Origin of the sequence: Pseudoalteromonas sp. Scap25, assembly GCF_013394125.1 — a bacterium.
In the GTDB taxonomy this organism is placed as follows: domain Bacteria; phylum Pseudomonadota; class Gammaproteobacteria; order Enterobacterales; family Alteromonadaceae; genus Pseudoalteromonas.
This window is the reverse complement of the sequence record NZ_CP041327.1, coordinates 1,879,402-1,893,847: the sequence shown is the minus strand read 5'-3', so window position 1 is coordinate 1,893,847 and position 14,446 is coordinate 1,879,402. Positions and strand designations below refer to the sequence as shown.

The following is a 14,446-nucleotide window of genomic DNA, read 5'->3' as shown; positions in this document are numbered from 1 at the left end:
TTAATCCTTTTTCACTTCGCCAGTTTTCTTGTTTATTTTCAAATCGACGACGTGGCCGTCAGCTTTTAAAATTCGTACAGTAAAAAAAAGTGTTTCTTCAGAGATCTTTAACGTTGTACCGTCTGTAGTTTGTTTTGCAAGTATTACTGCTTTTTTTTTACTTACCTCAACTTTATCGGTTTTGCTTTTGGTATTGTTTGCGTGGGCAAAATTAGCCAAACACACTACCGCGATTAAATTGAGTATTAATAATACACGCATTACGGAACTCCTAGAACAGACCTGCCTAGCTTAAAAACTAAGCCATTAAAACTTTAATACCTTGCGGCGTATTTAAGTTTTTAGTAAGCAAAGTTTAATTAAAAATGAGTGAACAAACCCTGAATTGCTGGTTGCAGTTAAACAGGGTGGTCATAGTTTAATTAAGCAGGGAACACTTTTTTAAATGGTTTAACAATAGAGTTTTCATATACGCCACCGGCAACATAAGGATCATCTGCCGCCCATTCTCTGGCGTCTTCTAAAGAATTAAATTGAGCAATCACTAAAGAACCCGTAAAGCCTGAATCTTGAGGGTCTTCACTATCAATGGCCGGAAGTGGACCTGCGGTTAATAGTCGGCCTTCGTCTTTTAGGATTTGTAAGCGCGCTAAATGAGCTGGGCGAGCCGCTTTACGGTGCTCTAAACTATTTTGGACGTCTGTTGAATAAATCATATACAACATATAAATACTCTCAAAACTTGTTAAATTTAATTAACTGCATACTAGCATAGCGTTGATAAATGGTGAATTAAAAGTGTTTATGGCGATGTTTACAGCAAGAATGTTTTTTTACACGGTAATTGCTTGAAAAGCGTTGCGTAACACTGGTAGAGTCCCTTGGATAAGATAAATAATAACAAGGTTATTACATGAGTGAAAATAGAGAGCACTTTAGCTCCCGCTTAGGATTTATATTGGCAGCGGCAGGCTCTGCTGTAGGTATTGGTAACTTAGTAGGCTTTCCAGTTTCTGCGACTAAGAATGGCGGTGGTGCATTTTTGCTCGTCTATGCTTTGTTTGTCGCATTCATTTGTTTACCCGTAATGATGGCTGAAATGGCCATGGGTCGTCATGCACAAAAAGACCCGCTAGGTGCATACAAAAAATTAGCTAATAACGACAAAAAATGGAAATTTGCTGGCTTTTTAGCGGTATTAACGCCATTTATGATTGCTGTTTTTTATATGGTGATCACGGTGTGGATTTTTGGTTACTTGAGCCAAACCGCGCTGGGTAATTTAGATATGCTGGCAAACCCTGGACACTTTGGTGAGTTTATAAATAGCTATACCGTGTTTGGTTATATGGCGCTGGTAGTAGTTATTGTTAACCTAATTTTGGTCGGTGGCGTAAAAGACGGCATTGAAAAAGCAGCTAAATTTTTAATGCCAGCTTTATTTGTCATGCTTATTATATTGGTGGGTTACGTACTCACTCTTGATAACGCCATGGCCGGTGTTAAGTACTACATTATTCCTGATTTTAGTAAAATGAATGCCAGCGTGCTTAACGGTGCATTGAGCCAAGCGTTTTTCTCATTGTCGTTAGGTATGGGTATTTTAATTACCTATGCATCTTATATCTCGAAAAAAGATGACATTGTAGGCAGTGCTAAAATGGTCGCTATTACCGACTCACTGGTTGCGTTTGTAGCAGGCTTAATGGTGTTACCGGCTATTTTTAGCTTTGACCCAAATACCGATCCGGCTAAGTTATCTGACTCGTCAGTTTCAATGATTTTTGTCTACCTTCCAAAAATTTTATTAGCGCTACAAAATGATATTGGTTACTTTGGCGCATCAGCCGTGGCATTTATTTTCTTCTTATTAGTATTTTTTGCTGCTATCACATCACTGGTATCTATTGTTGAAGTACCAACAGCAACACTAAGCGATCGTAAAGGCATTAGCCGTAAAAAAGCGCTGGGCATACTCACTTTATCAACCGGTATATTAACTATTTTGTGTATTATGTCGTTTGGTATGATTGACAGCCTAACTACTTTTACTAGCTACGGTAGTGGTAATAAGAGCTTTTTTGATGTTGTTTATGACGTATTTTACGACACAATATTGCCTTTAAATGGTTTAATGGTGTGTTTGTTTGTAATGTATAAATGGAAAAAAGTTCGCTTAAGCGAAGAGCTAAGACAAGGCTCTCCTAATTATGCTAATAGCTTTATGGAAAAGTACGTTAACTTTTCACTGCAAACCTTTATTCCAGCGATATTATTAATCATTTTTGTAAATACCGTTGCAACGAAGTTTTTTGATATCAGTATTTTTGGTTTTTAATTTAAACTAAATCTAAATAAGCCGCGCCTGTCGCGGCTTTTTTATTGCTGCTTGTTAATTCAGTGCACCAGAGTCTAAATAGTCACCCATCCCTAGGGTAAACATCCATATGCCCCATAAGCTGTGCTCAAGAACACAGGCAAAGGTTGAGCGGCTTTGTGCGTAGGTATATGCAAATAGTAATCCGCCTATAAATGCTAAACTTACTGCAACCCAATTAGCGTAAACAATATGTGCCAGTGCAAATACACTCGCACTTATAATAATGCGTAGCCATTTACTGGGCATAATGCGCTTATAACGATGAAAAAAGTAGGTTCTAAATATTAATTCTTGTGGGATCACCGACAATAAAGGGTAGAGCATTAATAGCATTAGCCAGTCGGTGAGATTTTCACGAGGTAAAGTAAACCAGTGTCCTTGGTAAAGTAAGTTGTAAAATACCCCCGAAAATAATGCGCCAATAAAGAAAAAACTAAACATGCGGCGCTTCACAGCAGAAAACTGCCCCAAGCTAGTTAATCTAAAACGTTTAAAGTGGCTGTCGTTTAATAACAACATACAGCACACACTCATGAGGATGATCAGTGCTGGAATAAGCCAGTTAGATAAATATTGGCGAATATTAAAGCCAATTAAAGGCAGAATGATAAAGATAAAGGTAAATTCAAACCAGCGGTATTGATTAGCGTTCACGTTTGCTCACGGTGATTTTTATTTCACCTTAGCAAACGATTAAGTCATCTTTATGACTATAAAACAGTCAAGCTGATTATATTTAAACCCAATGAGTCTTACTAAGGCACTTGGCTTCCGGTTAAGGTTGACTTACCCCCTTGCAACCCTTAGCCTGCCTGCTTTTATTTTTACATCATTGTATTGCCACGTTAATAGGTTTAAGCCTAGGCGTGTATTTAGGAGCAAAAAATGAATAAAGCAGAATTGGTTGCAGCTATTGCGGATGCGAGTGAATTAACAAAAAAAGACGCACAAGCTGCGTTAACCAGCTTACAAAAAGTGATTACAAAGTCGCTGTCTGAAGGCGATCAGGTACAAATTTCAGGCTTTGGTACTTTTGCACTTAGTTACTACCCAGCGCGTACTGGTCGTAATCCACAAACTGGTGCAGCGATTGAAATACAAGGGGCTAATAAAGCCGTATTTAAACCAGCAAAAGCGTTAAAAGAGCGCCTTTAATTTAAAACTTTAGTGCCTGTAAGTTCGCTTCTTCCCCAAAAGCCACTATTTAGCTTACAGGCTCTTTGCTTTATTACTTTTGCCTGTAGTATCTGCAATCAGTGTAAATAATTTACATTACTTGTTTATTCATATTTATAAAACCTTATTATATTCAGCGTGTTATATTTGGTATGTGATATGCAAATACAGTTATGTATTGAATGAAATAAGGAGTATTTAATGAGTAACTTACATAACAGTAATCGTTTACAAGGTAAGAAAATTGCCATTTTAGCCACCGATGGATTTGAGCAAAGCGAGTTACTCTCGCCACAGGCTGCTTTACTTGAAGCGGGCGCCGATATTGAAGTTGTTTCTATTAAAGAAGGGCAGATCACCGCATGGGATGAAGACAAGTGGGGTGAAAAAGTTGCTGTTGATAAATTAGCAGCCAATGCAAATGCCGGTGATTACGATGCGCTTTTACTGCCTGGTGGCTTGTTTAATCCCGATAGCTTACGCCAAGACTCGGATGCTAAGGCATTTGCAGATGGTTTTTTTGGAGCAAAGAAAAACAAACCCGTTGCCGCTATTTGCCATGCGCCGTGGTTACTCGCGGAGATTAACAAGCTCAGAGACAAAAAGGTCACTTCATATCCGAGTATTAAAAGTGATTTAATTAATGCCGGTGCTAACTGGGTCGACCAAGAGGTGTGTGTTGATCAAGGCTTAGTGACTAGTCGCAGCCCTTCAGATTTAGACGCGTTTAATGCTAAGTTTATAGAAGAGATTCTTGAGGGTAAGCATCAAGCGCATTAAGTTTGTAGTTTAAATAAAAAAGGGCATGTTACATGCCCTTTTTTAGTGATTAAAAACACCGTTGATTAAAGCGCTGTTGCGGCTTTCATCTCACTTACAAATGTTTTTAATTGTGTGGTCATTGCATTTAAATCATTTAGGTTTGCTTCAATGATTTTTACTACTGCAGAGCCTGAAATAGCACCCGCAGCACCGGCTTTAAGCGCGGCTTTTACATCATCAGGTGTTGAAATACCAAAGCCTAATAACGCAGGCGCACTGTGGTACTCTTGTAAGCGCGAAACCACGTGTGTTGCAGGCATTTGTGCTTTAGTATCGGTGCCTGTTACCCCTGCACGAGACAGTAAGTAAGTGTAACCGCGACCGTACGATGCGCACTCACGCAACGTATCGTCACTGGCGTTCGGCGTAGCGATAAATATCGGGTCAATACCGTTTGCCATGGCGGCTTTTCTAAACATTTTAGACTCGTGTAATGGCACATCAGCCACTAAAATAGAGTCAACGCCTACTGCTTTTGCATCAGTGTAAAACTTTTCTAAGCCACGTTTAAAGATTAAGTTTGAATACAGTAATAAACCAATTGGGATGTCGGCATTGTACTGGCGTATTTCTTTAATAATATCAAAACAATCTTGTGTATTAATGTGCTCATCTAAAGCACGAATATTGGCCTTTTGAATAACAGGGCCGTCGGCAATCGGATCTGAAAACGGAATACCTAGCTCTAGTCCATCTGCGCCGCCATCGATTAAGCTTTTAATAATTTCAATGCTTTGCGATTTCCCCGGATCGCCAATAGTAACAAATGGTACAAACGCGCCTTGGTTTTGCTCTTTTAGTGCTGCAAACATTTGTCCGTAACGGTCAGTTTTTACTTGGCTCATAATTGACCTTCCTCTGATAATACCTTGTGTACGTGGGCTAAATCTTTATCGCCACGGCCACTTAAATTAACCACTAAAATGCTTTCTTCTTGCAACTCTTCCGCATATTTAAGTGCATATGCAATGGCATGACTTGATTCTAGTGCCGGAATAATACCTTCGTGTTTTGCCAGTGCTTGAAACGCATCAAGAGCTTCGGTATCGCTAATGCCTACATATTGAGCTCGACCAGTTTCGTGTAAAAATGCATGTTGTGGCCCTACAGCAGGGTAATCTAATCCCGCCGATACAGAGTAAGACTCTTCAATTTGGCCATCGTCATTTTGCATAATGTAGGTATAAGTGCCGTGTAAAATACCTTTAGTGCCTTTGCAGATGGTTGCGCCGTGCTCGTGGGTATCAAGGCCTTTACCTGCTGGTTCTACACCAATTAATTTAACACCCGGCTCGTCAATAAAATCAGTAAACATACCAATGGCATTGGAGCCACCACCTACACAAGCTAAAACCGCATCAGGTAGTCGACCTTCCGCTTTAAGAATTTGCTGTTTAGCTTCCTCGCCAATAATTTTTTGATACTCACGTACAATTGTTGGAAAAGGATGAGGACCCGCAGCCGTACCTAGTAAGTAATGTGCCTCTTGATAGTTTGCTGACCAATCACGCAGAGCTTCGTTAACCGCATCTTTTAATGTGCCCGAACCTGCTGTAACCGAAATAACTTCAGCGCCCATAAGTTTCATTCTAAATACATTAGGCTGTTGGCGTTCAACGTCTTTTGCACCCATGTAAATACGACATTTTAAGCCAAGTAATGCACACGCAAGTGCGGTGGCTACACCGTGTTGGCCTGCACCGGTTTCTGCTATAACTTCTTTTTTTCCCATGCGTTTAGTCAGTAATGCTTGACCCAACACCTGATTAGTTTTGTGTGCACCACCGTGGAGTAAATCTTCACGCTTTAAGTAAAGCTTAACTTTAGGGTTTTTAACTAAGTTGCGAGTTAACGTAAGCGGCGTAGGGCGACCTGCATACTCGTTTAAAAGCTGTGTAAATTCAGCTTGAAAATCAGGATCTTTTTGCGCTTTGTTAAATTCGCTTTCTAACTGCTTTAGCGCAGGTACGAGTAACTCGGGAACAAACATTCCGCCAAACTCGCCAAAATAAGCTGGATTTTGCATTTTAACCTCAATAGTTTCTGATGCTTGAAAAAGCATGATTTAATTTTTTTGCGCACTTTTTACCAGGAGACTGCTCTACACCTGAATTTAAATCAAGTCCTAAAGCTCCGTGATAGAGGGCATCGCTAATATTGTCTGGGTTTAAGCCGCCAGCAAGCATAAAGGGGGTGGTCGCATCACGCAGTACCGACCAATCAAATGTTTTACCTGTGCCACCCGCGTGTGAATCACTGTGGGTGTCGTATAAATGGCGATCTGCGCCTGCTACGGGTTGTGGTAAAACATCTTTTATTGCCTGCGCTTTCCAAATTTGGCAATTACGTGGTAATTCACTACGTAATGACGCAATGTATTGTTCATCTTCTTGGCCATGTAATTGAACGGCTGATAATTTAAGTTGTTTAGCGTGTTCAGCCACATCAGGTATAGCAGCATTAACAAATACGCCAACAAATTTTAAAGGCGCACTTTGACTGATTTCTTTAGCACAATCTAAATCAACAAAGCGGGGGGATTTAGGGTAAAAAATCAACCCGCCATACACAGCGCCATTGCTATAGGCTGCAATAGCATCTTGATTGCGAGTTAAGCCACACACTTTGTTCTCGCCTAATATAACGCGACGACATGCTTGTATTAGATCAGCTTCAGCCATTAATGAGCTGCCAATTAAAAAGCCATTACATAAAGGGGCTAAGCGTTTTACATCTTGATGGGTGTAAATACCTGACTCAGAAATAACCACTTTATTTTCAGGAATAAGTTTACGTAGTCGTTCTGTAGTGGCTAAGTCGGTGCTTAAATCACGCAAATCTCGATTATTAATCCCAATTATTTGTGCATTTAGTGCCAGCGCACGGTGAACTTCTTCTTCGTTACTTACCTCAGTTAATACTGACATATTTAATGAGTCGGCCACTTCATGCAGTGTTTTGTATTGCTGATCGTCAAGCACAGATAGCATAAGTAAAATAGCGTCGCCGCCATAAAGACGTGCCATATAAACTTGGTACTCATCAATAAAAAAGTCTTTACAAATAAGCGGCTGTTCTACTTGGCTGCGCACAAATTCAAGGTAATCAAAACTGCCTTGAAAGTACTTTTCGTCAGTTAACACACTCATACAAGTGGCATATTGCTTATACGCTTGGGTGATTTCTGTTAAATCAAAAGGCTGACGAATCAACCCCTTAGAGGGCGACGCTTTTTTGCATTCTAAAATAAACTGCGTACCAGGTGCTGCCAGTGCTTTGTAAAAACTACGCTCAGTCGGTTTGGCTTGGTGTTTAAAGCTCTCTAGTGGCCGTGCAGCCTTACGCTCGATTAGTTCTATTTTTTTATCGGCAATAATTTTGTCTAATACATTAGCCATGACTTACCTCAATAATTGCATTTAATGTGTCCATGGCCTTGCCTGAACGTAATAAAGAGTTTGTTATTTGCGCACCTTGTTTTAACGACTCTGCTTGGCCGGTTAAGTACAGCAATGCGGCCACATTAACAACAATTGCGGCGTTGTGTGCCTCAGTGCCTTTACCTTGTAAAATAGCAAGACTGGCGTTTGCATTGTATTGTGGGCCTTCACCGGCTAATTGTTCAAGTGAATAGTTTGCAAGGTCAAAATCACTTGGACTGAGTGTGTACTGAGTAATTTTACCATTATTAAGCTCTACAACCTGTGTTGGGCCATGTAAGGCAATTTCGTCAGTACCAGAGCCGTGCACTATCATAGCGCGTTTAGTGCCTAGAGTATTAAGCGTTTGTGCCATTGGCATACATAAAGACTCATCGTACACGCCGAGTAATTGCACCTCAGGAGCTGCTGGATTAGCCAGTGGCCCAAGAATATTAAAAATGGTTCGGGTTTTTAAACTGGTACGCACGTTCATCGCATGGCGCACCCCGCTGTGGTAGTGCGGTGCAAATAAAAAGGTAAAATTTGTGCTCTCTAAACAACGAGCAGCGACCTCTGGGGTCATATCGATATTGATCCCCAGTGCTTTGAGCAAGTCAGCAGACCCAGAATTACTCGACACGCTTCGATTTCCATGTTTTACCATATTAATACCTGCCGCGGCCGCCACAATCGCGGCCGTGGTACTAATATTTATAGTGTTTGAACCATCGCCACCGGTGCCACAGCTATCAGCAAGTAGCGTTTTATTAGTGGTAAAGGCAACGGCATTTTCACGCATTGAAGCGGCTGCACCGGCAATCTCATCGCTTACTTCACCTTTCATTTTAAGGCCAATAAGCAGCGCAGAGAGTTCAATATCGTTCATATTGCCTTGCATAATTTGATCAAATAGCGATTTTGTTTGCACGTAACTAAGTGACTGCTTTGTGATGATGTGCTCAATGGCGTGTTGAACATTAAGCGGGCTGTGTAATTGATTAGTCATAATGTTCCTTTTATTTGGCACGTGTTAAATAAGCAACGCTTTGCTGTAGTAGCATTGCGCCGTTGGGCGTTAAAATTGACTCTGGGTGGAATTGATAGCCCAGTGCATTGTCTTGATGATGATAAATAGCCATTGGAATATCTTGGTATTTGGCAATAACCGCTAAGTTATCAGGCACTTTTGTGGCCATTAATGAGTGATAACGCGCCACTGGTATAGTGCTACCCATCCCGTTAAACACCGGGTGATCGTCTAACTCAATAATTGATGACTTACCATGTACGGTTTCACCAGCGTGACCGATTACTCCGCCATAGCTTTGTGTTAGCGCTTGTTGGCCTAAACAAATACCTAGCATTGGAAATTGGCCCTTACACAGGTTAATTAACTCCATAAGGCAGCCTGCATCGCTAGGCGCACCAGGGCCTGGTGATAATACCAGCAGTACTTGTCCACGCTCTGCCTGCATTTTTTCGAATATGATCTCTGCGCTAATGTTGTTTCGGTAAACTACTAACTCAGCACCTAGCATTGTTAGCTCATCAACAAGGTTGTAGCTAAATGAGTCAAAGTTATCTAAAAAGTAAATTTTAATAGGGTGTGCTTCACTCATTTTATACTGCCTTATACGTCGATTTAATCGCGGTGATCACCGCTTGGGCTTTAGCGCGCGTTTCGTTTGCCTCTGACATTGGATCTGAATCAAATACAACCCCAGCACCGGCTTGCACATACGCAATATTATTTTTAACAAAGGCGGCACGAATAACAATACAGCTGTCCATGGCACCGTCACCGGTTAAATAGCCAACTGCGCCACCATAGCTACCGCGACGTTTGCCTTCAGTTTTGCGTACTAATTCTGCCGCACGTACTTTGGGGGCACCCACTAAGGTACCCATGTTCATACAGGCTTGATAAGCATGCAGAGCATCTAATTCGGGTTTTAATTTTCCTACTACACGTGATACCAAGTGCATTACTTGTGAATAGCGGTCTACTTTTAATAGCTCTTTGGCATGGCGTGTACCAGGCACGCTTATACGAGCAACGTCGTTACGTGCTAAATCAACCAGCATTAAGTGCTCGGCACGTTCTTTTTGATCGTTTCTGAGCTCAAGTTCAATACGGCTATCTAAATCGGGATTAATTTGTCCAGTTGCAAACTTACCCCGTGGACGAGTACCTGCAATCGGATAAACCTCAACTTGTTGAGACTTAACCTCATACTTAAGCGCAGACTCTGGAGAAGCGCCAAATAATGAGAAATCTTCATCACGCATGTAAAACATGTAGGGGCTTGGGTTTTGCTTTTTAAGCTGGCTATAAGCATGTAATGAGTCAGGGCACGGCAATGAGAAAGTACGAGAGGGCACCACTTGAAAAATATCGCCATCAACTATGTGTTGCTTAAGTTTTATCACTTGTTGACAATATTGCTCATCACTAATATCAACATTTACAGGGCAGTCACCTGTTTGGCTTGGGGCACTAAAGTCTGCGGCGTGGTCGCACAATGTATTAAGGCGCTCTAATTGTTTGCCCACTTCAAAACAATTAGCGTGAACATCTGGGCCATTAAACACATTACCAATTAACTCGGTTGTTTGTTTTTGGTGATCAATAACAACCAGTGTTTCGGCTAAATAAAATACGTAGTCTGGGCAGGTGTTTTCACCGTCAGGCACATCGGATAGTTGTTCAAAGTTAGCCACCATGTCGTAGGCAAATACGCCGCCTAAAAACACTGAGAACGGATTGTCAGTGGTGCTTCTAATACTATTTAAACACGTGCGTAGTGCACTAAAAGCGTTATCTGCAATCAGTTTGCTAGCCTGGTCAATGGTGTCATCGACTGGGTGATACTCAAGTGTGAGTGTGGTATCGGTTAACTGTGAAGCGCAGTTTTGTACATTAGCCTGCAAATAGTTAAGTAGTTGTTGGCCGTTGTTTGATTGTGCACTGATGCTCACTTGGTTGCCTTGGCAAACAATACGCAATGCACAATCAACCAGTATTAAGCTTTTTACGCTATCTTTTGAATCTATTTCTGCAGATTCAAGCAATAGTGAGTTAGGTTTATCAAGTGCCGCATACAAGGCAAGTGGGCTACTTATGTAGTCTCGTACTTGCGTTATGCTGGTCACTTCACCTGGTGTTGTTGTTATATGACTAAAAATCAAACCTCATCCCCTAAAAAAATAAAACCCCGCAATGCTAAGCAGTGCGGGGTTTGAATAACGATGTCTAAATTATAGATAGACCATTACCGTCCCGCTATGCCAGGCGCCACCACCAATGATGTGTAAGAGTGTTTACGTTATTCATGTTTTTAATTCCTGTTAATCTTGTATTGCAAAATTTAGTGATAAAAAAACCCGCATGGTAGCGGGTTAGAATTTTTTGTTTAGACACGACAATTCATCACCCTTTGTTTTAAGAGTGCCACCACCAGATGATGTTTTGAATTGTATTTTTCATTGTTATTTATTCTTTAATGTCTAAAAGTGGCTACAGTAAAACGTATCAACTGCTTTTGTGTCAAGTGTTTATTTAAAACAATTTCGTTAAAAAACTTGTTATACTGTGTGAAACACCCTTAAACCATTAATTAAAGTAGTTTTCATTTGATAAAATACGACTTACATAGCCATACAACACACTCAGACGGACATTTAACCGTTGAGGAACTATTAGCGCGAGCAGTCGATAAAAACATTGATGTATTTGCCATTACCGATCACGATACTGTGGCCGCAATTGAGCCTGCGCAGGCTTTTATCAAACGTGAAAACTTGCCGCTTAAACTGATTAATGGGGTTGAAATATCAACCAAATGGGAGAGTTTTGAAATACATATTGTTGGGCTTAACATTGATACCAATGATCGCACTTTGCATACATTACTTAGCGAGCAACAGCAAAAGCGCGAAACCCGTGCAATTGAAATAGGCCATCGATTAACTAAAAATGGCTTTGAGGGTATTTATCAACAAGCCCGCGATCTGGCTGAAAATGCGCAAATTACTCGCGCTCACTTTGCCAGAGCTTTAATTGAGCGAGGTGTGGCTAAAAACTTTCCTGGGGTATTTAAAAAGTACTTAGGGCGAGGAAAAACCGGTTACGTACCGAGTAACTGGTGTGATATGCAAACGGCAATTTCAGCGATTCATTCCGCCGGTGGGGTGGCTGTTTTGGCGCACCCAAGTAGCTACAAAATGTCGAATAAGTGGTTGCGTAAACTACTCGTAGAGTTTAAATCGGTGGGCGGTGATGCAATGGAAGTTGCCCAACCGCAACAGGCCCCGAGTGAGCGTCAGTTTCTAGGCTTGTTGAGTCAAGAATACGACCTGCTTTGCTCTCAAGGCTCTGATTTTCATTTTCCGACTAGTTATTTAGAACTTGGAAAAAATTTATACTTACCTAAAGATTGCCAAGGGGTTTGGCAAACATGGGAAAAGCACGAAGGAGTTGCATTATGAGTCAATTATTTCATATACATCCGGATAACCCACAGCCTAGACTAATTTCTCAAGCTGTTGATATTATTAAACAGGGCGGCGTAGTTGTGTACCCAACAGATTCGGGATATGCGATTGGCTGTAATTTAGGTAACAAACAAGCAAAAGAGCGCATAGAGCGTATTCGTGGTATTGAAAAACACCATAATTTTACTTTAGTGTGCCGCGATTTATCTGAGCTTTCTACTTATGCTCGGGTAGATAACCAAATGTTCAGGCTGATCAAAAATAATACCCCAGGGCCTTATACGTTTATTTTTAAAGGCACAAAAGAAGTACCTAAACGCTTATTAAACGATAAGAAAAAAACCATAGGCATTCGTGTTATTGAACACCCAATTGCTTGTGCGTTACTTGCGGAATTGGGTGAGCCATTAATGTCATGCTCACTTATTTTACCGGGTGATGAATACACGCAAGCGGACCCCGATGACATTTTGGATCGTCTAGATAAGCATGTCGATTTAATTATTCATGGCGGATACCTCACAGAGCAAGCAACCACGGTAATTGATTTATCAGAGGACGATATTCAAATTTTACGTGTAGGCTGCGGCGATACGGCTCCATTTGAATAGCAATGAAACAGCCTGACACGGTTTCGTTAATACCTACAGATATGCCAGTGCAGCAAAAGCTGCCACTGGCATTTTTGCATGGGAAAGCCGTTGTTGAAAAGCCTGAAGATTTATATATTCCGCCTGATGCGCTTGAAGTTATTTTAGAAACCTTTGAAGGTCCGTTAGATCTGTTGCTTTATTTAATTAAAAAGCACAAGTTAGATGTTCTCGAATTATCTATATTTAGCATTACTGAGCAGTATGTAAAATATGTAGAAATGATGAGTGAGTTTCAGTTAGAACTCGCCGGCGAATATCTCGTAATGGCAGCATTGCTGGCGCAGATTAAGTCGCGGTTGTTACTGCCAGTGCATGAGGAATTAGAAGAAGAGGAAGATCCCCGCGCCGAACTTATAAAACGTCTACAAGAGTACGAACAATTTAAAAAAGCGGCCGAAAATATCGATTCTTTGCCCCGCGTTGGTCGCGATATATTTATCGCCAATGCAACTTTCCCAGAGTTAGAAGAAAAAAACCAACCCTTACCTGAACTGGCAATCAAAGATCTATTGTTAGCGCTAAGCGACGTAATGGCGCGTGCTAAAACATTTGAGCATCATTTAATTAGTGCAGAAACCCTGTCAACTCGTGAACGTATGAGTTTAATTTTACAGACACTATCCCAAGCAAAAGCACCTGTTGCGTTTACCCAACTGTTTACCTTTGAAGAGGGCCGCAGTGGAGTAGTTGTTAGTTTTATTGCCATGTTAGAACTAATCAAAGAGGGCTTAATTGCTTGCTTACAAGTTGAGTCTGATAGCCAAATATATGTATCTCTTAATGAGCCTGCCGAAAGTTAACCTCCCATAAAGTTTTTTGCAATTATACTAAATTAATAGACTTTACTGTGCGTATACGCACGATAAGTGTTTGCATATGCTATTTTAATCGCCACTCATCCATTATATCGTAGTGTTATTACTAGATTAGAGATTGGCGATAAGCAATGTTTAAAAACTCAAAAACCGGTTATGGCCTGATGGCTATATTTTTACACTGGTTAATGGCGTTGACTGTCTTTGGTTTGTTTGGTTTAGGCTTATACATGGTTGAGTTAACTTACTATGATAGCTGGTATAAAGGCTCATTAGATTTGCATAAAAGCATAGGGCTGAGTTTAGCGGCTGTATTTGTTTTTAGACTGTTATGGCGTCGATTTAATGTAAAACCTAGCCCTATTGGGACTAACACTCAATTAAACCAGCTGGCCCAAACCGCACATATTTTAATGTATCTGTTTTTAGTGATTATTATGGTGTCTGGGTATTTAATTTCTACTGCTGATGGGCGACCAATCGAAGTGTTTGGCTTGTTTTATGTTAAAGCCATCGACTTTACCTTTGATTCTCAGGCAGATATAGCAGGGCAGATCCATTATTACAGCGCATGCTTATTGATCGGGTTTGTGGTGCTGCATATTTTAGGTGTGTTAAAACACCACTTTATAGATAAAGATAAAACATTAATTAGAATGATCAAATTACAAAAGGAAGCTTAAA

Annotated in this window: 16 protein-coding genes; 7 read left to right on the top strand and 9 right to left on the bottom strand. The window is 40.7% G+C overall.

From position 1 onward, the window contains the following. Together FLM54_RS08710 and FLM54_RS08705 are read right to left on the bottom strand one after the other, a co-directional pair. Positions 1-261 (bottom strand): PepSY domain-containing protein, encoded by a 261-nt coding sequence (locus FLM54_RS08710; protein WP_010390245.1) that lies wholly within the window; start codon positions 259-261, stop codon positions 1-3. 161 nt (positions 262-422) lie between these two features. Beyond that, on the bottom strand, positions 423-725 hold the full coding sequence (locus FLM54_RS08705) for a YciI family protein (RefSeq protein ID WP_178956170.1): 303 nt from the start codon (positions 723-725) through the stop codon (positions 423-425). Positions 726-913: 188 nt separating this feature from the next. On the opposite strand from FLM54_RS08705, the gene FLM54_RS08700 reads away from it, so the two are divergent. Continuing rightward, complete coding sequence (locus tag FLM54_RS08700; protein WP_010390240.1) at positions 914-2,338, top strand: sodium-dependent transporter; 1,425 nt, start codon at positions 914-916, stop codon at positions 2,336-2,338. A gap of 54 nt (positions 2,339-2,392) precedes the next feature. On the opposite strand, the gene FLM54_RS08695 is transcribed toward FLM54_RS08700, so the two are convergent. Further along, positions 2,393-3,034, bottom strand: a complete 642-nt coding sequence (locus FLM54_RS08695; protein ID WP_138605975.1) for a CPBP family intramembrane glutamic endopeptidase — start codon at positions 3,032-3,034, stop codon at positions 2,393-2,395. A 231-nt stretch (positions 3,035-3,265) separates the two neighbouring features. On the opposite strand from FLM54_RS08695, the gene FLM54_RS08690 reads away from it, so the two are divergent. Beyond that, positions 3,266-3,535: an HU family DNA-binding protein gene (locus FLM54_RS08690; protein ID WP_010390237.1), complete on the top strand. Its 270-nt coding sequence runs from the start codon at positions 3,266-3,268 to the stop codon at positions 3,533-3,535. 222 nt (positions 3,536-3,757) lie between these two features. Then, complete coding sequence (locus tag FLM54_RS08685; RefSeq protein ID WP_138605977.1) at positions 3,758-4,336, top strand: type 1 glutamine amidotransferase domain-containing protein; 579 nt, start codon at positions 3,758-3,760, stop codon at positions 4,334-4,336. A gap of 65 nt (positions 4,337-4,401) precedes the next feature. On the opposite strand, the gene trpA is transcribed toward FLM54_RS08685, so the two are convergent. From trpA to FLM54_RS08655, 6 genes are read right to left on the bottom strand one after another with little or no spacing between them, the layout of a single operon-like run. Then, positions 4,402-5,223, bottom strand: a complete 822-nt coding sequence (trpA, locus tag FLM54_RS08680; protein ID WP_138605979.1) for a tryptophan synthase subunit alpha — start codon at positions 5,221-5,223, stop codon at positions 4,402-4,404. Beyond that, positions 5,220-6,404 carry a tryptophan synthase subunit beta gene (trpB, locus tag FLM54_RS08675; protein ID WP_138605980.1) on the bottom strand — a complete coding sequence of 395 codons (1,185 nt, stop codon included), beginning with the start codon at positions 6,402-6,404 and terminating at the stop codon, positions 5,220-5,222. Before trpB ends, trpA begins: the two co-directional genes overlap by 4 nt. A 7-nt stretch (positions 6,405-6,411) precedes the next feature. Next, the gene (gene trpCF, locus FLM54_RS08670; RefSeq protein WP_138605982.1) at positions 6,412-7,776 is read right to left on the bottom strand and encodes a bifunctional indole-3-glycerol-phosphate synthase TrpC/phosphoribosylanthranilate isomerase TrpF; all 1,365 of its coding nucleotides are present in this window, start codon (positions 7,774-7,776) and stop codon (positions 6,412-6,414) included. Beyond that, entirely contained in the window at positions 7,769-8,806 is a 1,038-nt protein-coding gene (gene trpD / locus FLM54_RS08665; protein ID WP_178956169.1) for an anthranilate phosphoribosyltransferase, read from the bottom strand. Before trpD ends, trpCF begins: the two co-directional genes overlap by 8 nt. 10 nt (positions 8,807-8,816) lie before the next feature. Then, positions 8,817-9,419, bottom strand: coding sequence for an aminodeoxychorismate/anthranilate synthase component II (locus FLM54_RS08660; protein WP_178956168.1), 603 nt, complete (start codon positions 9,417-9,419; stop codon positions 8,817-8,819). A 1-nt stretch (position 9,420) separates the two neighbouring features. Continuing rightward, positions 9,421-10,989: an anthranilate synthase component 1 gene (locus FLM54_RS08655; protein ID WP_178956167.1), complete on the bottom strand. Its 1,569-nt coding sequence runs from the start codon at positions 10,987-10,989 to the stop codon at positions 9,421-9,423. A 444-nt stretch (positions 10,990-11,433) separates the two neighbouring features. Between FLM54_RS08655 and rnm the strand changes: the two genes are divergently transcribed. From rnm to FLM54_RS08635, 4 genes are all read left to right on the top strand, one after another. Beyond that, the gene (gene rnm / locus FLM54_RS08650) at positions 11,434-12,288 is read left to right on the top strand and encodes an RNase RNM (protein ID WP_178956166.1); all 855 of its coding nucleotides are present in this window, start codon (positions 11,434-11,436) and stop codon (positions 12,286-12,288) included. Continuing rightward, positions 12,285-12,905, top strand: a complete 621-nt coding sequence (locus FLM54_RS08645) for an L-threonylcarbamoyladenylate synthase (RefSeq protein WP_010390225.1) — start codon at positions 12,285-12,287, stop codon at positions 12,903-12,905. The genes rnm and FLM54_RS08645 overlap by 4 nt, the downstream gene beginning before the upstream one ends. Positions 12,906-12,907: 2 nt before the next feature. Continuing rightward, entirely contained in the window at positions 12,908-13,747 is an 840-nt protein-coding gene (locus FLM54_RS08640) for a segregation and condensation protein A (RefSeq protein ID WP_178956165.1), read from the top strand. A 146-nt stretch (positions 13,748-13,893) separates the two neighbouring features. Next, complete coding sequence (locus FLM54_RS08635; protein WP_178956164.1) at positions 13,894-14,445, top strand: cytochrome b; 552 nt, start codon at positions 13,894-13,896, stop codon at positions 14,443-14,445. The last annotated feature ends 1 nt before the right edge of the window (position 14,446 follow it).